This window comes from Kribbella antiqua, from assembly GCF_004345665.1.
GTDB classification, from domain to species: Bacteria; Actinomycetota; Actinomycetes; order Propionibacteriales; family Kribbellaceae; genus Kribbella; species Kribbella antiqua.
On the sequence record NZ_SLWR01000008.1, the window covers coordinates 237,824 to 260,062 of the forward strand.

The window sequence follows — 22,239 nt, forward strand, 5'->3', positions numbered from 1 at the left end:
CGGGGGCGGTCGGAGATGGCCCGCAGCTTGGTGTGAGAACGCTTTCACGTCAAGGCCGCGACTAAATAAAAGACGTGAAAAAAGTCTGGGTACGCCGTTGACACGGCTGTATACGGATGGTTACCTCTTGCTGACCACCTGTTGCGGCGCGGGCAGACGCCGGCAACGTCCGCTGTCCCCGAAAAACCCTTCCATACAAGGGAGATCCGCCCATGCCCGCGAACAGGACCCTTCGTCGCGCCCGCCCCTGGCGACAACGCCTCCTGCCGGCCGCGGTTGCCGCTGCGTGCGTCGCCGCCGGACTGAGTGTCGGCAATCCGCCACCTGCCCAGGCCGCCGGTGAGCAGGTGAACATCTGGCTGACCACCACGAACGACTCGGCCGGTCGCAACGTCACCCGCGGCCTGCAACAGCAGACCCCGGTGAACTTCGGTCCGGCCGGAGGTACGGCGAACCAGACGATCACGGTCAACGAGAACACGACGTACCAGTCCTTCGAAGGCGGTGGAGCGTCGTTCACCGACAGCGCCGCCTGGTTGCTGAACAGCAGCAACACGATCAGCGCCGCGACCCGCGACCAGGTGATGCGCGACCTGTTCGACCCGGTGAACGGAATCGGCTTGGCGTTCGTCCGCAACCCGATGGGCGCGTCGGACCTGGCCCGCTTCAACTACTCGTACGACGACACGTGCTGCGACCTCAACGACTTCAGCATCGGCCATGACCTGGCGGACGTCGTACCGCTGACCAAGCAGGCGCGGCAGCTGAACCCGGCGCTGAAGGTGAAGGGGGCGCCGTGGAGCTCGCCGGCCTGGATGAAGGACAACAACAAATTCACCAACCGGGGCTGGTTGAAGTGGGAGTACTACCCGATGTACGCGCAGTACTTCGTGAAGTACATCCAGCAGAACGAGGCCCAGGGCAACCACATCGACTACGTGTCGGTGCAGAACGAGCCGACCTGCTGCGGCACCGACGACACCGGCTACGCGTCGATGAACTGGAACGGATCAGGGCTGCTCGAGTTCACCAAGAACCACCTGCTGCCCGCGTTCCGCGCCGCCGGGATCACCACGAAGGTGCTGATCCTCGACTACAACTGGGGCAACTACAACGACCTCGGCTCGGTGCCGTTGGCGGACAGTGCCTTGCGCAACGATCCGCTCTTCGGCGGGATCGCCTGGCACGGGTACGGCGGTGACGTCAACCTGCAGACGCAGATCCACAACCAGTATCCGCCGGTCAACCACTACATGACCGAGCACTCCGGCGGGACCTGGATCTCGAACCAGCAGGTCGAGGACATGAACAACCTGATCGACTACACCCGCAACTGGAGCAAGTCCTGGGTGAAGTGGAGTCTCGCGCTCGACCAGAACCATCTGCCGTACGTCGGTGCCGGGTGCAACGTCTGCACGGGCCTCGTGACGGTGCATCGCGGCGACAGCCGGGCCGGTCAGGTGGACAAGACGATCGAGTACTACACCATGGGTCACCTGACCAAGTTCGTGAAGCCGGGCGCGGTCCGGATCGACTCGACCGCGAACAGCTCGGTGAAGAACGTGGCATGGAAGAACCCGGACGGGTCGAAGTCGCTGATCGCGTTCAACACCACCGGGAGCTCGCAATCGGTGCGGGTGAACTGGGGCTCACAGTCGTTCGTCTACACGCTGCCGACGAAGACCTCCGCGACCTTCACCTGGTCCGGCTCGCAGAGCGGCGGCGGCTCCGGTACGCCGATCACCGGTCTGGCCGGCAAGTGCATCGATGTTGCCGGAGCCAACAGTGCCGACGGAACCGCCGTACAGCTGTATGACTGCAACGGTACGACGGCTCAGCAGTGGAACCGGCCTGGTGACGGAACGATCCGTGCCCTCGGCAAATGTCTCGACGTGAGCGGGGGATCCGTCTCCGACGGTGCTCGCGTGCAGCTGTATTCGTGCAACGGCAGTGCCGCCCAGCAATGGACATACACGAGTGGGAGAGATCTGGTGAACCCTGCCGCCAACAAGTGTCTTGATGTCACGGGCAACAATTCGGCGAACGCGACGCCGTTGCAGATCTGGACCTGCACGGGCGCGGCGAACCAGAAGTGGACCGTCTGATGCGCCGGGCAGCGGCGGTTGCCGCGGCGGTGCTGGTTGCCGCTGGGTACTTGGTGACGGCGCCGCCGGCTCAGGCAGCGACGGGCACGATCACGGGACTCGCCGGGAAATGCGCGGATGTTGCCGGAGCCAACAATGCGGACGGGACCGTCGTGCAGCTGTACGACTGCAACGGGACAGCCGCCCAGTCGTGGACCCGGTCGACGGACGGCACGTTGCGTGCTCTGGGCAAATGTCTTGACGTCAGCGGCGGCTCGACTGCTGACGGTGCTCGCGTCCAGCTGTGGACCTGCAACGGGACGGCGGCGCAGCAGTGGACCTATACGTCTGGTCGCGACCTGGTGAACCCTGCTGCCAACAAGTGTCTTGATGTCACGGGCAACAATTCGGCCAATGCCACTCCGTTGCAGTTGTGGACCTGCACCGGTGGGGCGAATCAGAAGTGGAACGTGCCGGCTGCCGACGGGCCGCCGCCGACCGGTGGTGCGCCGATGGCGGCAGCGCCGTACCTCTATCAAGGGTGGGGGAGTCCGCCGAACCCGGCGACGGTGATGAGCGCGACCGGGGTGAAGTGGTTCACGATGGCGTTCATCCTGTCCAACGGATACTGCAACCCGATGTGGGACGGGTCGCGGCCGTTGACTGGCGGCGTTGATCAGCAGGCGATCAACACGATCCGGTCGAACGGCGGGGACGTTGTCGTGTCGGTCGGTGGATGGTCCGGCAACAAACTCGGTGAGAGTTGCGGGAGTGCCGGCGAGTTGGCGGCGGCGTACCAGAAGGTGATCAACGCGCTGTCGCTGAAGGCGTTCGACGTCGACATCGAGGCGGCCGAGTTCAGCAACGCGACCGTGCGGCAGCGGGTGATCGACGCGCTCAAGATCGTCGAGGAGAACAATCCGGGGATCGCGACGTACCTGACCTTCGGTACGACGACCTCCGGGCCGGACGGGAACGGGCAGGACCTGATCCGGCGGGGTGCGGCATCGGGGCTGAACCTGGACGGCTGGGTGATCATGCCGTTCGACTTCGGTGGCGGGTCGACGAACATGGGTACGCTGACGCGGCAGGCGGCGGACGGGTTGAAGAACCAGGTGAAGGCCGCGTACGGGTTGAGCGACGACGCGGCGTACCGGAAGATCGGCATCTCGTCGATGAACGGGATCACCGACGTCGCCGGGGAGCGGGTCAACCTGTCCGACTTCGAGTCGATGCTGTCGTACGCCTCGGAGCACCACCTGGCGCGGTTCACGTTCTGGTCGGTGAACCGGGACCGCCCGTGCACCGGTGGTCCGGCGGACAGTTGCAGCGGTGTCGCCCAGCAACCCTGGGACTACACCAAGGTCATCGCTCGCTACCGCGGCTGACCTCTGTCGCGGCACGGCAGCCCGGCTGCCGTGCCGTTTGACCCTCCGGTTACCGGAGGGTGGAAGCTTGTCGCATGACGGCAACGGTGACGGTCGGTGAGTTCTCCCGCCTGACACATCTCAGTGTGAAGACTCTGCATCATTACCACGAGATCGGTCTGCTGGCACCGGCTTCCATCGACCCGTCGTCCGGGTATCGGCGCTACTCGACCTCGCAGGTCGAGACCGCGCAACTCATCAGGCGGCTGCGGGAGCTCCGGATGCCGTTGCCGGAGGTCCGCGAACTGGTGGAGACGACCGACGGCGGCAAACGTGAAGAGACGCTGCGGGCGCACCTCGAGCGGATGGAGCAGGAGCTCGCGCACACCCGCGAGGTCGTCGCCTCCCTGCGCGAACTGCTGACGCCTGGTCAACCGGTGGTGGACGTCGAGTACCGGTTCATTCCGCCGTTCCGTGCGTACGGCGTGCGCGACCGGGTGGAACGATCCGGGATCGGGCCGTGGTGCGGGTACGCCTTCGGGAAGCTCAACGCGGTCGCCGGCGACATCCGGGCCACGGCTGGAGCGACGTACAGTGACGAGTTCTTCGCTGAGGACGCCGGTGAGGTGGTGGCCTTTCTACCGGTCGCACCCGATCAACCGCCGGCCGACGGAGTCGAGCTGGTCGATCTTCCGGGTGGCTTCTTCGCGATCGCCGTACACACCGGGCCGTTGACCGACTTCGACCGCAGCTACGGCGCTCTCGGCAGTCATGTCGCCGAGCACTGCGAGGTCGCGCCAGGGCCGATCCGTGAGTTGTACGTCGTCAGCCCGGGCGACGACGCCGATCCCTCCGCTTACCGAACCGAGATCTGCTGGCCGATCCGGCAGATTCCTACGCTGAAAGGCTGAACCGATGTCGATCACCCTCGAGCACGTCACCTTCGACTGCGCCGACGCGACCGCCCTGGCGACCTTCTGGGCCGGCGTACTGCAACAGCAGGTCGATGCTGGCGGCAACCAGTTCTTCGCGACCGTGAACAAGGGCGGCGACGGGCCGGCGCTGATGTTCATCCAGGTACCGGAAGGCCGGAACGGAAAGAACCGGCTGCACCTCGACCTGGCCACCGCCGACTGGGCCGCCGAGATCGACCGGCTCGTCGGCCTGGGCGCGAAGCGCCTCGACGAGTACGACGAGTACGGCGCTCACTGGGTCACCCTCGCCGACCCAGAAGGCAACGTTTTCGATCTCGCCGAGATCCGCTAGCTCTTGCGGTACTGACGTCCGTCGTACGTCGCCTGACCTGCGTCGACCAGGTCATCCAGGCGGGCTCGTGCCTGTGCCACCGGCCAGCGGTAGGTGCGGGCGAGCTCGCCTGGCGTGGTGACGAGCATGGTGTCCAGGAACCGGCCGGTCGCGAACGTGTGGTCCGTCGTACCGCCGACGTCGAACTGACTGCACGTCAGTGCGATCAGCGCCGCCGGCCAGCCCGAGCCGGTCTCCTGAACACCGGCCGTGGTGACGAGCAGGTTGCGCTGGAGCTCGACGATCGCGCGCTGGTAGCGGCTCCGGTCGCCGATCAGTGCGCGGAGGGTCGCACTCGGCAACGGTTCGTTGGTGATGGCGCCCGCGATCTCGTGTGCTGCGGGCGACAGATCCAAGAACTTGTGGTCGGTGGGTTCGCCCGCGGCCGGGTAGAGCGCCTTGAGCAGGGTGGGCGAGAGGAAGGAGCCGCGGCCACCGAGATAGGCGCCGTACCAGGCAAGGCCGCGACGGGGCAGCTCGTCCTTCCAGGTCCAGACGCGTTGCTCATTCTTGCCCATGCCGGTGCCGAACGGTTCCTCGTCCTCGCCGGCGACGGCCTCCCACAGTGACGGTACGACGGCTCGCGGTGCCGGAAAGAGCAACGCGAAACCGACGTCGTCGACGAAGGCGGCGGCGCGCTCGATCGAACCGATCCGCCGGCCGCGGACCCACCAGCGGGTGGCGCGGGCCTGGCCCAGCTCTGCGTCCATCGGGTCAGTCAATCATTGGTTATTGCCTGGGTGCGGACGGCGGAGGAATGTGGGAAGCGACCGGTGGCGCCACCGGGGCGCTGCCTCAAGCCAAGGGGGTGTGGATCGTGTACGCGCGTTCCACCACGATCATGGCTAGGCCGGAGTCGATCGACTCCGGTATCGCGCAGGTACGAGACGAAGTGATGCCCAGGCTCCTGGAGATGGACGGCTGTATCGGGCTGTCCATGATCGTCGACCGGGAGTCCGGCCGGTGCATCGCCACGAGTGCCTGGCAGTCGGAGGAGGCGATGCGGGCCACCGACGAAGCGCTCCGCCCCGACCGCGAGCGGGTCGCGCGGTCGATCGGTGATGGCAGCCCCAAGGTGGAGGAGTGGGAGATCGCCGTACTGCACCGCGACCACCGCTCGGCCGAGGGCGCCTGCGTCCGGGCGACCTGGGTGAAGGTCGACCCCGCGGGGCTGGACCGGGCGATCGACGTCTACAAGATGGCGTCGTTGCCGAGGCTCGAGGACCTGGCCGGCTTCTGCAGCGCCAGCCTGCTGGTCGACCGGGCCTCCGGCCGGGCGGTCTCGTCCGTGACGTACGACAGCCAGGAGGCGATGGACGAGAATCGCGAGGCCGCCGCATCGATGCGGTCCGCGACCGCTAAGGACGCCGGTGCCGAAGTCCTCGACGTCTGCGAGTTCGAACTCGCCATCGCGCACCTGCGTGTCCCTGAACTCACCTGAGGCTTCATCGGAGGAATGACGGCCCGTTGTCGCGGGCCGTCACTCCATTTGGTCGAGGTGGGCTTCGAGGGCGTCGAGGCGGGTGCGCCAGAGGTCGCGGTAGGGCTCGAGCCAGGCGTCGATCTCGGCCAGGGGTGCGGGGCGGAGGCGGTACCACCGGCGCTGGGCGTCCTGACGGACCTCCACCAGGCCGGCGTCCCGCAGTACTTTCAGATGCTTCGAGACGGCCGGCTGGCTCAGCTCGAGCTGCTCGACCAACTCCCCGACCGGGCGCTCACCGGCCCGCAGCAGGTCGAGAATCTCCCGCCGCCGCGGCTCGGCAAGCACCTCGAACGTAGTTGCCATACCAGGAATATACGTCGTCGCCGGGGGCTTTCCGTAGGTCTGTACTGTGGACAATCCCACCCCGAAGACGGCGGTTTGCCCCAATGTGTGGAGAGGGTTCGCGGGCCTAGCGTCGTCGCCATGTTGACGACGAAGCAGGTGATGATGACCGCGCTGCAAGCGACGCAGGAGCCGACCGGTGGAGTGGCCGGCTGGGCGATCGGGCTGATGGAGAAGCTCGGTGCACCAGGGGCCGGACTGGCGGTGGCGCTGGAGAACCTGTTTCCACCGCTGCCGAGTGAGGTGATCCTGCCGCTGGCCGGGTTCGCCGCCAGTCGCGGCGACCTCGGGCTGATCAGCGCGATCGTCTTCACCACTCTCGGCTCGATCGTCGGCGCGCTTGCCTTGTACGGCGTGGGCGCAGGGCTCGGGCGTGATCGGACCAGGGCGGTCGCCGGGCGGCTGCCGTTGGTCAAGGTCGAGGATGTCGACAAGGCCGAGTCCTGGTTCACCCGGCACGGGCCGAAGGCGGTGCTGATCGGGCGCCTGGTGCCGGTGGTGCGCAGTTTGATCTCGGTGCCAGCTGGGGTGGAGCGGATGCCAGTGGCGCTGTTCCTGATGCTGACGGCGGTGGGCAGCCTGATCTGGAACTCGCTGCTGATCGTCGCCGGCTATCAGCTCGGTGAGCGATGGCATGTGGTGGAGTCGTCGGTGGGCGTCTTCCAGTGGGCTGTCGTCGCGGGTGCGCTGGCCGCGGTGGTGTGGTTCGTCGTGGTCAAGATCCGGGCCCGGCGATCGGGGGCTGGGCGGCGGGATCCGGAGGGGTGTTCGGATTCTGAGAAAGTGAAGTGAGGCGCTCGACTTTGATTACGCTCGACCCATCACTGCCGAACTCAGGAGATGGGTCAGATGCCCTCAGTTGCCTTCGAACCGCAGATCGTGCCGGATCCGCCGGTCTGGCCGCAGTCTGTCGTCACCGTGGTGGGCAACCCGAAGGCGGGTTCCCGGACGGCCGCGGCGGCCGCGTCCGTCGCGGAACTGCTTGCCTCTGAGCTCGGTACGCCGTACCGGATCGACGAGCTGGTCGACCTGGTGACGCTGGCGCCGGCGATCTTCCAAGGCGACCAGGCCGGCGAGGAGGACCAAGCGGCGCTGGAGCACGCGATCGACCTGGTCTCGTCGGCGTCCGTGATCGTGGTCGCGACCCCTGTCTACAAGGGGAGTTACACGGGATTGCTGAAGAGCTTCCTGGACATTCTGCGTCCGCAGGCGATGGGTGGGGCAGTGGTGGTCCCGGTGACGGTGTCCGCCGCTCCGAGCCACAAGCTGCTTGCGGACCAGCACCTGCGCCCGGTCCTCGCGGAGCTCGGCGCCAGCGTGCCAGTCCCCGGCGTCATCCTGGAGGAACGCGACCTCGAGGATCTCCAGGTCGTCCTCTCCACCTGGATCCGCAACAACGCCGGCATAGTCCAAGCCACCACCATCGCCCTCCAACCAGTAGCCGAACCCACCCCGGCGAAGTAGGTATGGCCCCGCCCGGTATCGGTAAAGCTTGGCGGGCGAGTCACGGGCGTCCGGCGAGGCAGGTCAGCAGCAACTGGATCGGATCGCCGGGGATCCGCCACAAGCCGTCCGAACCCTCCACCACGCGCGGATGCCGCCCGCGGAGATCCACCGGCAACTCGGCCAAGCGCTCGACCCGCAGCCCCGCCAGCCGATTCCCCGCCATCCGCCCCACGTCGCGCGGCTCCATGCCGCGACCATACGAGTCCGGCTGCTTTGCGGAAACTAACTTGTGCCCACTGGCAGTGATGTTCCCGAAACCGTCAGCGGACTGGGCAGGAAGCGCCACAGGGCTTGGCGGTCAGGACGGGCTGGCGCCGCCGTAGTACGTGGAGAACCTGTACGGCGGCCTGACACGGCCGGCCGGTGACGTCGAGCCACCCATATCGGAGCGTCGACTCCGCGCGCAGCGTGGCGCAGTTGTCGCGGTCGAGATCGCGCCAGCGCTGATCCGGGACGAGATGAAGGCGGCCGTCGAGCTCGACGATCAGATCGAACCCTTTGTAGAAGACATCCGTGAACTCGCTGTCCACGGCGCGTTGCCGCAGGCCGGCCGGCAGTCCATGCCGGCGCTCGACGTCTCGCAGGTAGCGCAGCTCAAGGAGTGAGTGTGACCCAGCGGCGACATCGCCGAGGATCGGACGCAATGACGCGCGGTGCCGGAGCCGGGGCCGATCCGCCAGCGCTGTCGCCAGGCCAGCGGGGCTGACCCGGCCGCTTTGGCACGCCTCAGCGATGACCGCTGCGGCCTGGTCGAGCGAGGAGGTGATACCGATGATGTCCAGAACGGCGTCGGCCGGAGTTCGCCGCGGCGGGATCCCGGGGGCGAGGCGGTCGGCCCAGTGCTCGTCGCGGTGAATGACGAGGTTCGGCCGAGCCTTGACTCGGCGGAGTCTGGGAATTGTCACGTACACCGGACGGTTGTGGCGGGGCTTGAGCAGCCCAAGCTGCTCTGCTGCGGTGTAATGGCTCCAGGCGGCGTCGGGTCCGGCGTACAAGAGGGCCGCCAGCAACTGCTCGTCGTACCCGATCGGTCCGGTGTGGGTGGCGTAGACGCCGGGGTGAACGATCTGCCAGCGTCTGTTGCGCAGATGGCGCCTGATCTGGGGCTCTGACCAGCCGGCGGCCTGCAGTTGCGCGCGGGACACGATTTGCTGCTGGTCGTGGATGAGTACGGCGATACCTTCGTCGGCAAGCTGCCGCTTCCACCACCAATCCATCCGAACAAGGATCCCGGATTTCCGCGCCCTCCGCCGGATGCCCTGTGGATAACCCCAGCCCCGCCTCGGCAGGTCTGCTTTGTGGAACTTCATTTGCGCACAGAGCAAATTAAGTTCCACAAATGCCCGAGACGGTAAGCCGGAGGTCCTGGGTGGTGCGTGGAGGGCTAGTCGGTGTGGGTGGGTTGGGTGGGGGAGTGGCGGAGGGTGGTGGTGGCGGGGAGGAGGGTTGAGGTGAAGGTCAGGAGGGTGGCGGTGGTGATGATGACCAGGTAGATCCAGAGGGGGCCGGTGGGGAGGGCCGTGGTGGAGACGGTGGCGGCGTAGGGGAGTAGGCAGGCTAGGGCTACCAAGGTTCCTAGGAGGATGCCGGTGAGGGCGATCAGGGTGCTTTCGGTGGTTAGCATGCGGAGGACTTGGGTGCGGGTGGAGCCGGTGAGGCGTTGGAGGGCGAACTCGCGGCGGCGGCGGAGGGTGGTCGAGACGAGGGTGTTGACGACCGAGACCGCGGTGTAGGCGATCAGCATGCCGACGAGCATGTAGTTGATCCAGGCCTGGGTTTGCAGGTCTTCGATGTTGGAGGCAACGAGTGCGTCGCGATCAGCTACCTGTACGCCGGGATGTGCGGCGGCCAGTTTGGTGAGGGCCGGGCGTACGTCGGTTCCGGGATCGGAGCGGACCAGGATCTGCTTGGTCAACCCGTCGGTGGTGTGCGCGGCAACGAGTTCGGCCGGCAGGATGATGGTTTCGTAGCCGCGTTCGGCCGCGAAGGTCGCGACCACGCGCAGCTTGACCGCGGTTCCGTCGCCCAACGTCATGGTGATCTCCGAGCCGATACGCCGGCCGATCTTCGAGGCGACGTAGTCCGGCAATGCGACCGTCGATCCGGTGAGGCCGGTCAGCGAGCCGCCAGTCAGCCGGACCGGCGCCGTACCGTCATGGCCTTGTGCGTTCACGCCGAGCAGAGGCGCGCCTTCCTCGTCGAAGGGAGCGTTGCGCGGTTCGTCGATGACGCCAGTACTGCGGACAAACGCCGAGGCGCTGGCGACACCAGGCACGGATCGCACCTGATCGAGCAGCTTCAAAGACAGGCCTGCAGGCGAGACCAGTACGGCGTCCGCACGGAGATCTCTGGTGAATGCCTCGGAGGCGGCGTGGACTTGCGTGGTCTGCATGTAGAGGTTCGCGGTCGAGATGCCGACGGCAAGCATCACCGGCATCGCCGCGGCCGACATCGCCACCGAACGCGCCGACACATTGAGGATCGCGAGCCGTCCGTTGACGCCGGTCAGTGCCTGAACAGGCCAGCGAAGAACCAGGAGCACGGCCTTGGTCCAGAACGGGCCAAGCAGTGCAACGCCAATTGCCCAGCAGAGCACCGACGGCCCGGCGGTCGCGCCGGCAAGCGGGCCACTCATCACAGTAGCGGTGACGATCAGCAGCGCGAGGCCGCCGCCGAGGAACAGCAGCCCGAACAGCAACCGCACCCAGCTGAACCACTTCCGCTGCAGCGAAGCCTCCATCAGCGCCTCGAGCGGCCGGATCTTCGCAGACTTGCGAGCCGCGATCAGCGCGGCGCCGATGGCAGCCAGTACGGCGGCTCCCGCGCCGGCCGCGAACGGGATCGGGCCCTGGCTGAACTCGACCACGGGTGACGCGACGCCGTGCGAGCCGAGCTGGTCGAAGAGGAACCGGCCGAGGAAGATGCCCGGTACGCAGCCGAGCAGGACGGCCGGGATCGAGACGAGCAGCGATTCGCCGAGGATCATCCGCCGGACCTGGCCGGGCGTCGTACCGATGCCGCGCAGCAGCGCGAACTCGCGCTCGCGGTGCTGAGCCGACAACGCCAGCGTCGAGGCGACGACGAACATCATCGTCATGGTGGCGATACCGCCGAAGGAGCCGGCGATCGCGATCAGCGCGGTCCGTTGCGCCTCGGTGCCAGGGTGCTCGGCCGTCCCGCGGTCGACCCCGGTGCTGACGGTGATGTTTGCGTCGAGCGCCTGCAGACGGTCCTTCACGGCGTCGATATCGGTGCCGGAAGCAACGAGTACGCCGATGTCCGCGAAGCGGCCCGGACGACCGGCGAGCTGTGCGGCATCCCGGTCGGAGAAGAAGGCGTGACCGGCCGGCCCGGCGGCCACTCCGCTGACGACGAGGTGAGCAGGTTCGCCGTTGATCAGGAAGGTGACGCGATCGCCGGGACGGTGCCCAGGACCAGTGACGACCTGACCGTCGGCCGGTGCGTGCCCTGAAGTCAGCCGGTACGGCGCCAGCCGCGCACTCGACCAGTTGTGGCCTTCAGCAACATCGGGCGCAATCGCCGGAAACGTGAGATCGCCGATCGCGGCCGAAACACCTTCTACAGAACGGATCTTGGCGACCAGCGAAGCCGGTACGCCGACACGCTCAGGCAACGGTGTCGCGTCCTCCGCGCCCGGGCGGAGGTGCGACTGCTTGCCGGTGACAACGATCGGAGCACCGGCGAGGCGGGAAGGTTCGACGTTGGAGCGGATGCCGGTCTCCATCAGGCCGCCGCAGGCCATCACGATCGCCGTACCGAAGACGACCGCGACGAACGTGGCGATGAAGCCGCCCTTGCGGAAGCGCAACGTGCGGACAGCCAGGCGCATCATCGGGCCACCGCCATGGAAAGCTTGGAGCGCGCGCCGAGGTGGGTCATCCGGTCGGCGACCTGTTCCGCGGTCGGGGCGGTGAGGCTGCCGGCCAGTACTCCGTCGGCGAGGAAGACGACCTGGTCGGCGTACGACGCGGCGACCGGATCGTGGGTGACCATCACGACCGTCTGGCCCTGGCTGCGGACCGGCTCGCGGAGCAGCTCGAGGACGTCGGCCGCGGTCTGGGTGTCGAGGGCGCCGGTGGGCTCGTCGGCGAAGATGACCGCCGGACGGGCGACGAGGGCGCGGGCGATGGCGACCCGCTGTTGCTGGCCGCCGGAGAGTTCACCCGGGCGGTTCTTGTGACGGTCGCCGAGGCCGACACGGTCGAGGACCGCGCGTACGGCGGCTCGCTGCGGGCGGCGGCCGTCGAGTTCCTGCGGCAGGCAGACGTTCTGCCAGACCGTCAACGCAGGAAGGAGATTGAACGACTGGAAGACGAAGCCGATGCGCTCGCGGCGGAGCTCGGTGAGCCGGCGTTCGTTGAGCTCGGCAAGCGGTTGGTCGTCGATGGTGACACTGCCTGAGGTCGGGCGGTCGAGACCGGCGGCGCAGTGCAGGAAGGTGCTCTTGCCGGAGCCGGACGGGCCCATGATCGCGGTGAACGTGCCGCGGGCGAAGGCGATGCTGATGCCGTCGAGGGCGGTGACGGCGTTGGAGCCGCGGCCGTAGACCCGTCGTACGTCGTGCAGGACGACTGAATGCTCGGTCCTGCTGACAATTTCCTGCTTGCGCCTCATGGCGTGGCTCCTCGGCGTCTTCAAGTGGGGACGTGAATGACGCTACGGAGCTGAAGCCCCGGCTCCCATGGTGCTGGGACGCCGATGAAGGTGGGGGTAAGTCCCCTACGAACGGAACAGGGCCTTGAGGCCGGCGAGGTAGGTCTCGGGGGTGACGTCGCCGAGGATCAGGCGCTGAAGGATGAAGCCGGGCAGGAAGCCGAAGAGGACCTGGCCGATGTAGCGAGGGTCGGCGTCGGGGTCCACCGTGCCGTCGGCCTGGGCGCGGCGGGCCACCGCCTCGAAGTTGTCCCGGAGCTGGTGGTACTTGCCTTGAGCCGTCGCCATGATCGCCGGGTTGCGGAGGGCTTCGGCCCAGGCCTGGATGGCGACCCGGGTCACGTCACCATCGGGGCGTTCGGCGACCGTGACGACGTGGTTGAGCGCCATCTCCAGCGCGGCCACCGGCGTCAGCGGCGCCTCGGTCGCGAGGACCTTCTGGAAGAGCTCGTCGACCGCGCTGAGTGCGTCGTCGGCGATGGCCGCGACGATCTCCTCCTTGCTCTTGAAGTAGCCGTACACCGCGCCCGCGGACAGGCCGGACTCGCGGATCACCTCGGCCATCGTCGTCTTGTGGAAACCCTGCTCGATCACGCACCGCCGCGCCGCCGCGACGATCTGCTGGCGGCGGGCGAGTCGATGTTCCTCGGTGACCTTCGGCATGACTGGAACATAAAACGAATGTCCGTTCTTGACAAGCCGGGCAGTCGTGACGCAGTCTCGAGGTGATAAAGAACGGTCATTCGGTTTTCTCGCCAAGGAGTCCCCATCATGTCCGCTCAGGTGTCCGAGCATCCCACCGAACACGTTGCGGAACACCGCGCCGATGCCGCTGCCCGCGAGCGCCGGCGGCCGCCGCTGCTGGTTGTCGTCACCCTGCTCACCGCGATCCTCACGGTGTTGCTGATCGCCTTCGCCTGGCCGGCCGCGCGGTCGGAACCACGCGACGTTCCCTTGGCTGTCGTCGGTCCCGAGCAGGCCGTTGCCCAGGTCAAGGCCGGTCTGGAGCAGGCGATGCCCGGCGGTTTCGAGCTGACCGCCGTACCGGATCGGGCTGCCGCCGAGCAGCGGATCAAGGATCGGGATGCGTACGGCGCGATCGTGCTCGGCCCGCAGCAGCCTGAGGTGCTGACCGCCTCGGCCGGTGGCCCCGCGGTTGCGCAGATCCTCACCCAGCTGTCGGCTCGGTTGTCCCCCGAGAACCCGGCGAAGGTGACGGACGTCGTACCGCTGCCGAAGGATGACCCGCGAGGTGCCGGGCTTGCCGCCGGCGCATTGCCACTGGTGCTCGGCGGAATCATGGCCGCCGGACTGCTGACGCAACTGGTGAAGTCCGGGTCGAAACGGATGATCGGCGCGATCACCTTCGCGGTCACCGGTGGTCTGGCGCTGGCCGCCGTACTGCAGTTCTGGCTCGGCTCGTTCGAGGGCAGCTACCTGGGCAACGCCGGCGTGATCGCGATGTCGATCGCGGCGATCAGTCTCACGCTGCTCGGCCTGGAGTGGTTGCTCGGTACGGCGGGACTCGCGCTCGGCGCGGCTGTGATGATGCTGCTCGGCAACCCGCTGTCCGGCCTGACGAGTGCGCCCGAGATGCTGCCAAGCGGTTGGGGTGCGCTGGGTCAGCTGCTGCCGCCGGGAGCAGCCGGTACGGCGCTCCGGTCGGTGAGCTTCTTCGACGGAGCCGGAGCCGGCCGCCCACTCGTCGTACTCACCTGCTGGCTCGTCGCCGGCCTGGCCCTCTGTGCACTGGGAGCGATCAAGTCGCAGCGCGTCGTACACCCCCGTCACGAGGCGCAGGCCGCTACTGTCTGAATGTCATGACAACGCGGTGACCGGATCGTTACGTGCCGGTCACCGCGTAACCACGTACCAGCGGGGACAACGTTGTCTGTCAAGCATTGACTTCGGCGGCCTGGGACTCCTACGGTCGCGGGAGACCCGCCGGGATCGGGTCGGAGTACCGGGATGACAACGATTGCCCGAAGGTGGACGTGATGGTGAAGAGGAAACGTTTCCAAGCAGTGGCCGCGGCAGCCGCGCTGCTGCTGGCGGTCTCGGCCTGCAGCCAGGGGTCGACGACCAAGCAGCCCGACGCCGGCGGCTCGCAGAGCTCCGGTCCGGCAAACATCAAGATCGCCTACCAGCAGTGGGGCCCGGGCACGGTGATGAAGAACTTCCTCACCGGCGTGAAGGCCGAGTACGAGGCGGCCAACCCCGGCTCGAAGGTCGAGATCCTGCCGATCGTGGCCAGTGAGAACGACTACTACACCAAGCTCCAGCTGATGATGCGGTCGCCGAACACCGCGCCGGACGTGGTCTACGAGGACACCTTCCTGATCAACTCCGACATCACCGCCGGCTACCTGCGGCCGCTCGACGACTACATCAAGAACTGGGACCAGTGGAGCCAGTTCGAGGAGACCGCGAAGGGCGCGGCGAAGGCGCTGGACGGCAAGACGTACGGCGTTCCGGACGGAACCGACACCCGTGCGCTGTGGTACAACAAGCAGCTGTTCGCCAAGGCCGGACTGCCGGCCGACTGGCAGCCGAAGACCTGGGACGACGTACTCAACGCTGCTCGCACCATCAAGCAGAAGCTCCCCGGCGTCACCCCGCTGAACGTGTACTCCGGCAAGCCGATGGGTGAAGCCTCGGCCATGCAGGGCTTCGAGATGCTGCTCTACGGCACCAAGGACACGCTCTACAACTACGACCAGCAGAAGTGGGTCGTCGGCAGCCAGGGCTTCAAGGACTCGCTGAACTTCATCAAGACCATCTACTCCGACGGCCTGGCGCCGTCGCCGAAGCAGGCGCTGGACCCGAATATGGGCAGCAAGGTCAGCACCGAACTGCTGCCCGGCGGCAAGCTGGCGATCGCGCTGGACGGCTCCTGGAAATACGGGGACTGGCAGAAGACCGGTGCGAAGCCGTGGCCGCAGTGGAGCGAGGTGATGGGCCAGACCGCGATGCCGACGCAGGACGGCAGCGGCAAGGGCAAGGTGAGCCTCTCCGGCGGCTGGACCTGGGCGATCCCGGCCAAGTCGAAGAACCCGGACGCCGCCTGGAACCTGATCAAGACCCTGCAGACGCAGAAGAACGCGACCAAGTACGCCACCGAGGGTGCGCAGATCGCGGTCCGCAAGGACGTCGCCGCCGACCCGACCTACAAGAACTCCGCGAAGAGCACCCAGTTCTTCACCGACCTGGTCTCCGTCACCGTGTACCGGCCGGCGTTCGCCGAGTACCCGAAGGTCTCCAACGAGATCATCACCGCGATGGAAGCGGTGATGACCGGGCAGGCGGCACCGGACAAGGCGGCGAAGAACTACGACGAAGCGGTCGAAGGGATCGTCGGCAAGGACAAGACGACCACGGCCAGCACCGGGCAGTAGCCTCCGACTCCCCAGTCACGTAGCCCCCTGCTGACGAAGGAACTGCCCCTGTGACCTCGACTGTCGCTCCTACCGCGGCCGCTCCCGCTCCGTCCGGCAAGTCAACCGGACGGAGCGGGAAACCGCGCGCTGCCAAGCTGGTCCGGATGCTGCCGCTCTCGCCGGCGATCGGACTGATGCTGGTCTTCCTGGCCGGCCCGATCCTCTACTGCCTGTACGCCGCGTTCACCAACATGGCGCTGACCGGAACCGGCGCCGCGAACGTGCAGTTCGTCGGCCTGGACAACTTCCGCAAGGCGTTCAGCAGCGGTGCGTTCACCAACGCGATCTGGCTGACCCTGGTGTTCACGCTGATCTCCGCGATCATCGGCCAGAACACCCTCGGCCTCGGCCTGGCGCTGCTGATGCGCCGCTCCACCAAGGTGGTCCGCAACTTCGTCGGCACCGCGGTGATCGGTGCCTGGGTGCTGCCCGAGGTGGTGGCGGCGTACCTGCTGAGCGCGTTCTTCAACGACGACGGCACGCTGAACGTGATGCTGCGCGCCGTCGGCCTGCCCGGCCAGGATTGGTTGTACGGGGCACCGATCATCGCGGTGTCGCTGGCCAACATCTGGCGCGGTACGGCATTCTCGATGCTGGTCTACTCGGCCGCGCTGAGCGAGATCCCGAAGGAGATCGAGGAGTCGGCCGAGATGGACGGCGCGAGCGGCGGCCGGCGGCTGCTGTTCGTGACGGTGCCAATGATCAGCCGGGCGATCATGACCAACCTGATGCTGATCACGCTGCAGACGCTGAGCGTGTTCGGCCTGATCTTCGCGATGACCCGCGGCGGACCGGGCACCAAGAGCCAGACGCTGCCGCTGTACATGTACGAGCAGGCGTTCAGCTTCTCCCAGATCGGCTACGGCACGGCGATCGCGCTGGTGATGCTGGCGATCGGCGCGATCTTCTCGCTGATCTACCTGCGTGGACTGAACTCGGAGGCCGCCGCATGATTGCTCGCGACCGGATCAGCAAGCTGACCGCCAACCTCATCTTGCTGGCGATCGGTGTGCTGTTCGTGCTGCCGCTGCTGTGGGTGCTGTTCGCGTCGATCAACCGGACGGCCGGTCTGCGGGTGGAGTTCCCGACGCATCCGACGCTGGGCAACTTCAAGGCGGTGCTGAACACCGATACGACGTACCGGCCGGTGCTGAACGGCGTCATCCTGTGTGGTGGTTCGGCGCTGCTGACGATGGTGTGCGCCGTACTCGCGGCGTACCCGCTGTCGCGGTTCCGGTCGAAGTTCAACCGGCCGTTCCTGCTGACCGTGCTGTTCTGCACCGGGTTGCCGATCACCGCGGTCATGGTGCCGGTGTACGGCCTGTTCGTGCAGCTCAACCTGGTCGACACGATCGGCGGCACGATCATGTTCATGGCGACCAGCGCGCTGCCGTTCGCGATCTGGCTGACCAAGACGTTCATGGACGGCGTGCCGATCTCGCTCGAGGAGGCCGCCTGGGTGGACGGCGCCGGCAACATGCAGGCGCTGCGGCGGATCGTGCTGCCGCTGATGTGGCCGGGGATCGCGGTGGTGCTGATCTTCACCTTCATCGGCATGTGGGGCAACTTCTTCGTCCCGTTCATGCTGCTGCTGTCACCGGAGCGGCTGCCGGCCTCGGTCAGCATCTTCACGTTCTTCGGCCAGTACGGCGAGCCGAACTACGGCCAACTGGCGGCGTACTCGCTCATCTACACGACGCCGGTGCTGCTGCTCTACCTGTTGCTGAGCCGGAAACTAGGCGGTGCCTTCGCCCTCGGCGGCGCGATCAAGGGCTGACAGAGTACGGCGGGACTCCTGCCAGAACTCGAGCTTTCGGTCGAACGTCCAGTCCCACTGGAAGTCGGGCTCGGCCCTGGCGAACCGATCCAGAGCGATCGGCGCCAGGGCCGCAGTCGCCTCCGGGACGCTGTCGACCACCACGGCGAGCCGGACGACGAAGGTGACCAACCGGGTGAGCCGCGAGTGGTCGTGGGAGGTCTCGAGCTCCTTCAGCTGACCGTGGAGCTCCTTGATCGTCCGCAGCGCCGTACGGCGTTCGCCCCTGCCTGACGGCGGGTTGTCGCTTGGGATCCCGAGCAGCTCCGCCACGTCGCCGAACGAAGCGTCGGCCGGTGCCGCGCTGGACCTGCGCAGTAGGCGCGGTTTGCCGGCTTGGAGCTGGTCGGCGACCAGGTCGAGCAGTTCTCCCAGGCCGTGGACGAGGTCGGGGAGAACGAGGTCCGCGGTCTTGCGGCGGTTGGCGGAGAGCGCGGTGACGCGTTGGTGGTCGGCCTCGATCACCGCCCGCAGCGGCTGCGGCCAGTCGTCGAGTCCGGTGAGCTGCACCTGCCGCGGCGCCGACGGGTTGAGGTCCCCCACACTGAGCGGCTTACCACCCGCGCGAGCCGCGCTGATCTCTTCCTCAAGCTTCTTCCGCGGACCCGGAACAATAGAACTCACCCACCCACCCTACGCAGGTCGGCGAGACCCGGGTGAGCAAGTCGTGCGGCTCGCGTGGGGAAGAACTGGTTGGTGAGGGCAGCGTCCCTCCTCGCTGCCCTCGCCCAACTGCTGCCCCGAGAGCCTTTGGCCGCCGCCCCGCGAGCCTCAGGCTGCCAGTCACGCTATGTAGCGGGCGGCGGTCGTCGCTAGGGACCAAAGTCCTTTGTCTGAGTACTCAAGTACTGGCGTTCGTTGTCAGGCGAGAGCGGTCTGCCGCAACGGCGCGGTTTTCGCTACCTTTGGGTATTGGTTCTCCGACTTGCAGGAGGCTCCGTGAAGATCAACGACGTACTGCGCGGCAAGGGCAACCAGGTCGTCACCATCTCCCCAGAAGCCACTGTCACCGAATTACTCAGCCTGCTCGCCGAACACAACATCGGCGCGGTAGTGGTCAGTCCCGATGGGTCATCCGTGGCCGGCATCGTCTCAGAGCGTGACATCGTCCGGCTCTGGAACGGCACCCCGGACGCGGGAGAGGTCCGGGTCAGCTCGATCATGACGTCCGAGGTCGCCACCTGCAGTCCGGACGAGCACATCGACGACCTGATGCGGCTGATGACGGATCGCCGGATCCGGCACGTCCCGGTGGTCGTCGACGGCGCCCTGTCCGGCCTGGTCAGCATCGGGGACGTGGTCAAGTCCCGGATCGGCGAGCTCGAGTTCGAGCGCGAGCAGCTGTCGAACTACATCACGCGCTGACGTTCCAGAGGACGCCGGCGTACGGCAGGATCATCGCGCCGATGAACAAAATGGCGAGCGCGAGCAGGATCGTGCGACAGCATCAGCAGGCGGCCGTTCCGGGAACGACATGGTGCTGCTCCTCTGCTCAGTCCCGCGGGATCCTGAGCAGAGGATGGCAGACCTCAGCTCAGTTCGATCAGTTCGCCCAGGTCGAGTGCGGTGAGCTGGTCGCGGACGTCCTTGGCTTCCCCTACGACGACGACGAGGAGGCCGTTGATTCCGACGTACCGGCGATAGGCCTCGGAGGCGGCCTCGGCCGTGGTGGCGGCGATCTGGGTGAGGTACGTGTCGGCGAAGTCGACCGGCACGCCGTTGGCGATGTTGCTGCCGACCTGCTGGGCGACCGAGTCGGCCTGCTCGTACCGCAGCGGTGCCGTCCGGATCAGGCTGTCCTTCGCCTCCTGAACCTCCTGCTCGGTCAGGCCGTCCCGCGCCTCCCGGAGGATCCGCAGCGCGTCCCCGATCGCGGCCCCGGTCACTTCCGTGCGTACGGCGCCGCCGAGGCTGAAGGTGCCGCCCTTGCGCGGAGCAGTGAAGCTGGTGCGGGTGCCGTACGTGTAGCCCTTCTCCTCGCGCAGCACGGTGTCCACGCGGGAGGTGATCGTCCCGCCGACGACGTGGTTCGCGACCGCGGCCGCACCCCAGGCGGGATCGCGCCGGTCCGGCCCCGCGCACCCGATCAGCAGCTGGCTCTGAACCGAACCCGGTCGATCCACCAGTACGACGCGATCACCCGGAACGTACAGCGGCTCGGGCGTCTCGAGCGCCGGCCCGGCGGCGGACGTCCAGCCACCGAAGGCGTCGTCGATGATGCCGGCGACATCCACGCCGGTCGCATCACCCGCGAACAGGATCTGCGCCCGGCCCGGACCGATGTTGTCCCGGTAAAACGAAGCCACCTGCACGTTGGTCAACGGGCGGATCGTGTCTGGCGTCCCGGCGGTCGGGCGGGAGCGCCGCGTCGACGGGTCGAACAGGTGCGCCGCGAACGCCTCGCGCGCCCGGTAGCCGGCGTTGGCGCGCTCCTGGTTGATCTCGCCGAGCCGGATCGTCACGTGCCGGCCGACGTCGGCCTGGTTGAACGCGGGCTGGGTGACGGCCTCCGCGAGCAGCTTCACCGCGGGAGCCAGGTGCGACACCGGGACCGAGATCTCCACGTGCAACGCGTCCGAGCTGACGTCCACGCCGTACGCCGCTCCGTGTCGCTCCAAGGCGGCCGCGAACTCGTTGGCGGAGCGGAGCTGGGTGCCCTCGTCGAGCGTCCGCGACATGATCGTCGCGACGCCTTCGAGCTCACGCGGCTCGGCGATCAGCGGCATCGCGATCGTCACCCGGACCGTGGCGACGTACTGGCCTGGCCGGTCGAAGACGTGCACCGGCGTACCAGCGCTGGTCGTCGTGGTCGTCGCGGCGGGGAAGGACCACGGGCGGGGAGCGCCGACGGCCGGTGGGGTGGTCAGAACCTGGTTCATGCCTGCTCTCCTGCCGTTTCGGTACGGCGGTAGGTCACCTGGACCCGGCCTTCGGCGCGGATCCACTTGGCGGCGGCCGCCTGGACCTGCTCGGTGGTGATCGCGCGGACCTGGTCGATCCGGGTGTTGATCCGGTTCGGGTCGCCGAACAGCAGCGCGTGGTGGGAGATCTCGTCGGCCCGCCCGGCGCAGGTCGCCAGCTGCTCGAGCCAGTCCCGCTCGGCCTGCGCCTGTACGGTCGCCAGTTCGTCGTCGGTGATGCCGTCGACGGCCAGCTTCTCGACCTCCTCGACCAGGGCGTCCTCGACCTTCTGCAGGTCGAGGCCGTCCGAGGCGATGCCGGTCAGGGTGCCGAACGAGACCCCGCCGATCAGCGGCAGCGCGCCGCCGGACACCGACTGCGCGATCTGCTCGTCGCGGACCAGGCGGCGGTTCAGCCGGCCGCTCTGACCGGCCGCGAGGATGTCGAGCGCGAGCCCGGCCGCGTCCAGTTCCGGCGTACCGTCGACCGGCAGGCGGAACATCATCGTGATCAGGTCGGACGGTACGTCGGAGACGACGTCGTCGCGGAGCACCTCGGTCAGCGGCCCGATCGTGCCGTCCGCCGCGGGCGGCGGTGTGGGGATCGCCGGCAGGTGGCCGAAGTACCGCTTGGCCGCGTCGAACGCGTCCTCCTCGCCCACGTCACCGACGATCGTCAGTACGGCGTTGTTCGGGCCGTAGTACTTGCGGAAGAACGCGTGCACGTCCTCCACCGAGGCGGCGTCGAGGTCGGCCATCGAGCCGATCGTCATGTGCGCGTACGGGTGATCCGCGGGGAAGGCGAGCTTCACCAGTCGCTCGTACGAATCGCCGTACGGGCGGTTGTCGTAGGACTGCCGCTTCTCCTCCTTCACCACGTCCCGCTGGTTGTCGAGGTTCTCCTGGTTGACCGCGTCGAGCAGGTAGCCCATCCGGTCCGCCTCGAGCCACAGGGCCAGGTCGAGGCCGCCGCTGGGCAGCGACTCGAAGTAGTTGGTGCGGTCGAAGAACGTACTCGCGTTCAGGCTGGCACCGGCGGTCTCCAGCAGGCTGAAGTGCTGACCGGACGCGACGTTGCGCGACCCCTGGAACATCAAGTGCTCGAACAGGTGCGCGAACCCGGTCAGACCCGGCGGCTCGTGGCGCGACCCGACGTCGTACCAGAGGTTCACGGCGACGATCGGGACGGCGCGGTCCGAGCTGACGACAACCCGTAAGCCGTTGTCCAGCGTCTGCTCCGCGATGGGGTAGGTCAAGGGCATGCCAGCCACCCTACGTGGTCCCGAAATTCTTCGGGTGAGATGTCGATCTCGGCCCGGGTCGCG

At 67.3% G+C, this 22,239-nt stretch carries 22 protein-coding genes; 12 read left to right on the forward strand and 10 right to left on the reverse strand.

What is annotated here, in order from left to right; genetic code table 11:
• Positions 1-212 precede the first annotated feature (212 nt).
• The 4 genes from EV646_RS23455 to EV646_RS23470 all read left to right on the forward strand — a co-directional run bounded on the left by EV646_RS23455 (position 213) and on the right by EV646_RS23470 (position 4,717).
• The gene (locus EV646_RS23455; protein WP_132152021.1) at positions 213-2,105 is read left to right on the forward strand and encodes a ricin-type beta-trefoil lectin domain protein; all 1,893 of its coding nucleotides are present in this window, start codon (positions 213-215) and stop codon (positions 2,103-2,105) included.
• Positions 2,105-3,472 (forward strand): chitinase, encoded by a 1,368-nt coding sequence (locus tag EV646_RS40195; protein WP_132152023.1) that lies wholly within the window; start codon positions 2,105-2,107, stop codon positions 3,470-3,472. The genes EV646_RS23455 and EV646_RS40195 overlap by 1 nt, the downstream gene beginning before the upstream one ends.
• A gap of 74 nt (positions 3,473-3,546) precedes the next feature.
• On the forward strand, positions 3,547-4,362 hold the full coding sequence (locus tag EV646_RS23465; protein ID WP_132152025.1) for a MerR family transcriptional regulator: 816 nt from the start codon (positions 3,547-3,549) through the stop codon (positions 4,360-4,362).
• Between the two features lie 4 nt (positions 4,363-4,366).
• The gene (locus EV646_RS23470; RefSeq protein WP_132152027.1) at positions 4,367-4,717 is read left to right on the forward strand and encodes a VOC family protein; all 351 of its coding nucleotides are present in this window, start codon (positions 4,367-4,369) and stop codon (positions 4,715-4,717) included.
• Here EV646_RS23470 and EV646_RS23475 read toward each other — a convergent pair.
• Positions 4,714-5,466 (reverse strand): AlkZ-related protein, encoded by a 753-nt coding sequence (locus tag EV646_RS23475; RefSeq protein WP_132152029.1) that lies wholly within the window; start codon positions 5,464-5,466, stop codon positions 4,714-4,716. The genes EV646_RS23470 and EV646_RS23475 overlap by 4 nt on opposite strands.
• Positions 5,467-5,573: 107 nt before the next feature.
• Between EV646_RS23475 and EV646_RS23480 the strand changes: the two genes are divergently transcribed.
• Complete coding sequence (locus EV646_RS23480) at positions 5,574-6,197, forward strand: antibiotic biosynthesis monooxygenase (protein WP_199237140.1); 624 nt, start codon at positions 5,574-5,576, stop codon at positions 6,195-6,197.
• Between the two features lie 39 nt (positions 6,198-6,236).
• Here EV646_RS23480 and EV646_RS23485 read toward each other — a convergent pair whose 3' ends face one another.
• Positions 6,237-6,542: an ArsR/SmtB family transcription factor gene (locus EV646_RS23485; protein ID WP_132152033.1), complete on the reverse strand. Its 306-nt coding sequence runs from the start codon at positions 6,540-6,542 to the stop codon at positions 6,237-6,239.
• A 120-nt stretch (positions 6,543-6,662) separates the two neighbouring features.
• Here EV646_RS23485 and EV646_RS23490 point away from each other — a divergent pair, with 120 nt between their 5' ends.
• Positions 6,663-7,373, forward strand: coding sequence for a DedA family protein (locus EV646_RS23490; RefSeq protein WP_132152035.1), 711 nt, complete (start codon positions 6,663-6,665; stop codon positions 7,371-7,373).
• Between the two features lie 57 nt (positions 7,374-7,430).
• Positions 7,431-8,045: an NADPH-dependent FMN reductase gene (locus EV646_RS23495; protein WP_132152037.1), complete on the forward strand. Its 615-nt coding sequence runs from the start codon at positions 7,431-7,433 to the stop codon at positions 8,043-8,045.
• Between the two features lie 40 nt (positions 8,046-8,085).
• Here EV646_RS23495 and EV646_RS23500 read toward each other — a convergent pair whose 3' ends face one another.
• From EV646_RS23500 to EV646_RS23520, 5 genes are all read right to left on the reverse strand, one after another.
• Positions 8,086-8,274, reverse strand: a complete 189-nt coding sequence (locus EV646_RS23500) for a hypothetical protein (protein ID WP_132152039.1) — start codon at positions 8,272-8,274, stop codon at positions 8,086-8,088.
• Positions 8,275-8,347: 73 nt separating this feature from the next.
• Positions 8,348-9,304 (reverse strand): type IV toxin-antitoxin system AbiEi family antitoxin domain-containing protein, encoded by a 957-nt coding sequence (locus tag EV646_RS23505; RefSeq protein ID WP_132152041.1) that lies wholly within the window; start codon positions 9,302-9,304, stop codon positions 8,348-8,350.
• A 167-nt stretch (positions 9,305-9,471) separates the two neighbouring features.
• Positions 9,472-11,940, reverse strand: a complete 2,469-nt coding sequence (locus tag EV646_RS23510; RefSeq protein WP_132152043.1) for an ABC transporter permease — start codon at positions 11,938-11,940, stop codon at positions 9,472-9,474.
• A complete protein-coding gene (locus tag EV646_RS23515; protein ID WP_132152045.1) occupies positions 11,937-12,722 on the reverse strand; it encodes an ABC transporter ATP-binding protein in 786 nt (261 codons plus the stop codon). Before EV646_RS23515 ends, EV646_RS23510 begins: the two co-directional genes overlap by 4 nt.
• Before the next feature lie 105 nt (positions 12,723-12,827).
• Positions 12,828-13,424: a TetR/AcrR family transcriptional regulator gene (locus EV646_RS23520; protein WP_132152047.1), complete on the reverse strand. Its 597-nt coding sequence runs from the start codon at positions 13,422-13,424 to the stop codon at positions 12,828-12,830.
• 108 nt (positions 13,425-13,532) lie between these two features.
• On the opposite strand from EV646_RS23520, the gene EV646_RS23525 reads away from it, so the two are divergent.
• The 4 genes from EV646_RS23525 to EV646_RS23540 all read left to right on the forward strand — a co-directional run bounded on the left by EV646_RS23525 (position 13,533) and on the right by EV646_RS23540 (position 17,975).
• Positions 13,533-14,576, forward strand: a complete 1,044-nt coding sequence (locus tag EV646_RS23525) for an ABC transporter permease (RefSeq protein WP_241996275.1) — start codon at positions 13,533-13,535, stop codon at positions 14,574-14,576.
• 182 nt (positions 14,577-14,758) lie between these two features.
• On the forward strand, positions 14,759-16,156 hold the full coding sequence (locus EV646_RS23530; RefSeq protein WP_132152049.1) for an extracellular solute-binding protein: 1,398 nt from the start codon (positions 14,759-14,761) through the stop codon (positions 16,154-16,156).
• 50 nt (positions 16,157-16,206) lie between these two features.
• Positions 16,207-17,151: a carbohydrate ABC transporter permease gene (locus EV646_RS23535; RefSeq protein ID WP_132152051.1), complete on the forward strand. Its 945-nt coding sequence runs from the start codon at positions 16,207-16,209 to the stop codon at positions 17,149-17,151.
• The gene (locus EV646_RS23540) at positions 17,148-17,975 is read left to right on the forward strand and encodes a carbohydrate ABC transporter permease (RefSeq protein WP_132152053.1); all 828 of its coding nucleotides are present in this window, start codon (positions 17,148-17,150) and stop codon (positions 17,973-17,975) included. The genes EV646_RS23535 and EV646_RS23540 overlap by 4 nt, the downstream gene beginning before the upstream one ends.
• Here the strand turns inward: EV646_RS23540 and EV646_RS23545 are convergent.
• Positions 17,934-18,638 (reverse strand): hypothetical protein, encoded by a 705-nt coding sequence (locus EV646_RS23545; RefSeq protein WP_132152055.1) that lies wholly within the window; start codon positions 18,636-18,638, stop codon positions 17,934-17,936. The two genes, EV646_RS23540 and EV646_RS23545, sit on opposite strands and share 42 nt — an antisense overlap.
• Positions 18,639-18,953: 315 nt before the next feature.
• On the opposite strand from EV646_RS23545, the gene EV646_RS23550 reads away from it, so the two are divergent.
• A complete protein-coding gene (locus tag EV646_RS23550) occupies positions 18,954-19,379 on the forward strand; it encodes a CBS domain-containing protein (RefSeq protein WP_132152057.1) in 426 nt (141 codons plus the stop codon).
• A 164-nt stretch (positions 19,380-19,543) separates the two neighbouring features.
• Here the strand turns inward: EV646_RS23550 and EV646_RS23555 are convergent, their stop codons facing one another.
• Together EV646_RS23555 and EV646_RS23560 are read right to left on the reverse strand one after the other, a co-directional pair.
• Positions 19,544-20,893: a M16 family metallopeptidase gene (locus tag EV646_RS23555; RefSeq protein WP_132152059.1), complete on the reverse strand. Its 1,350-nt coding sequence runs from the start codon at positions 20,891-20,893 to the stop codon at positions 19,544-19,546.
• A complete protein-coding gene (locus EV646_RS23560; RefSeq protein WP_132152061.1) occupies positions 20,890-22,176 on the reverse strand; it encodes a M16 family metallopeptidase in 1,287 nt (428 codons plus the stop codon). The genes EV646_RS23555 and EV646_RS23560 overlap by 4 nt, the downstream gene beginning before the upstream one ends.
• Positions 22,177-22,239 lie beyond the last annotated feature (63 nt).

What these genes read in the sequence shown, in the direction of transcription:
- EV646_RS23520 (WP_132152047.1), bottom strand. Translation starts at nt 13,424, where the DNA reads ATGCCGAAGGTCACCGAGGAACATCGACTCGCCCGCCGCCAGCAGATC.
- EV646_RS23525 (WP_241996275.1), top strand. Translation starts at nt 13,533, where the DNA reads ATGTCCGCTCAGGTGTCCGAGCATCCCACCGAACACGTTGCGGAACAC.
- EV646_RS40195 (WP_132152023.1), top strand. Translation starts at nt 2,105, where the DNA reads ATGCGCCGGGCAGCGGCGGTTGCCGCGGCGGTGCTGGTTGCCGCTGGG.
- EV646_RS23465 (WP_132152025.1), top strand. Translation starts at nt 3,547, where the DNA reads ATGACGGCAACGGTGACGGTCGGTGAGTTCTCCCGCCTGACACATCTC.
- EV646_RS23455 (WP_132152021.1), top strand. Translation starts at nt 213, where the DNA reads ATGCCCGCGAACAGGACCCTTCGTCGCGCCCGCCCCTGGCGACAACGC.
- EV646_RS23470 (WP_132152027.1), top strand. Translation starts at nt 4,367, where the DNA reads ATGTCGATCACCCTCGAGCACGTCACCTTCGACTGCGCCGACGCGACC.
- EV646_RS23515 (WP_132152045.1), bottom strand. Translation starts at nt 12,722, where the DNA reads ATGAGGCGCAAGCAGGAAATTGTCAGCAGGACCGAGCATTCAGTCGTC.
- EV646_RS23500 (WP_132152039.1), bottom strand. Translation starts at nt 8,274, where the DNA reads ATGGAGCCGCGCGACGTGGGGCGGATGGCGGGGAATCGGCTGGCGGGG.
- EV646_RS23505 (WP_132152041.1), bottom strand. Translation starts at nt 9,304, where the DNA reads ATGGATTGGTGGTGGAAGCGGCAGCTTGCCGACGAAGGTATCGCCGTA.
- EV646_RS23495 (WP_132152037.1), top strand. Translation starts at nt 7,431, where the DNA reads ATGCCCTCAGTTGCCTTCGAACCGCAGATCGTGCCGGATCCGCCGGTC.
- EV646_RS23560 (WP_132152061.1), bottom strand. Translation starts at nt 22,176, where the DNA reads ATGCCCTTGACCTACCCCATCGCGGAGCAGACGCTGGACAACGGCTTA.
- EV646_RS23490 (WP_132152035.1), top strand. Translation starts at nt 6,663, where the DNA reads ATGTTGACGACGAAGCAGGTGATGATGACCGCGCTGCAAGCGACGCAG.
- EV646_RS23485 (WP_132152033.1), bottom strand. Translation starts at nt 6,542, where the DNA reads ATGGCAACTACGTTCGAGGTGCTTGCCGAGCCGCGGCGGCGGGAGATT.
- EV646_RS23475 (WP_132152029.1), bottom strand. Translation starts at nt 5,466, where the DNA reads ATGGACGCAGAGCTGGGCCAGGCCCGCGCCACCCGCTGGTGGGTCCGC.
- EV646_RS23540 (WP_132152053.1), top strand. Translation starts at nt 17,148, where the DNA reads ATGATTGCTCGCGACCGGATCAGCAAGCTGACCGCCAACCTCATCTTG.
- EV646_RS23530 (WP_132152049.1), top strand. Translation starts at nt 14,759, where the DNA reads ATGGTGAAGAGGAAACGTTTCCAAGCAGTGGCCGCGGCAGCCGCGCTG.
- EV646_RS23555 (WP_132152059.1), bottom strand. Translation starts at nt 20,893, where the DNA reads ATGAACCAGGTTCTGACCACCCCACCGGCCGTCGGCGCTCCCCGCCCG.
- EV646_RS23510 (WP_132152043.1), bottom strand. Translation starts at nt 11,940, where the DNA reads ATGATGCGCCTGGCTGTCCGCACGTTGCGCTTCCGCAAGGGCGGCTTC.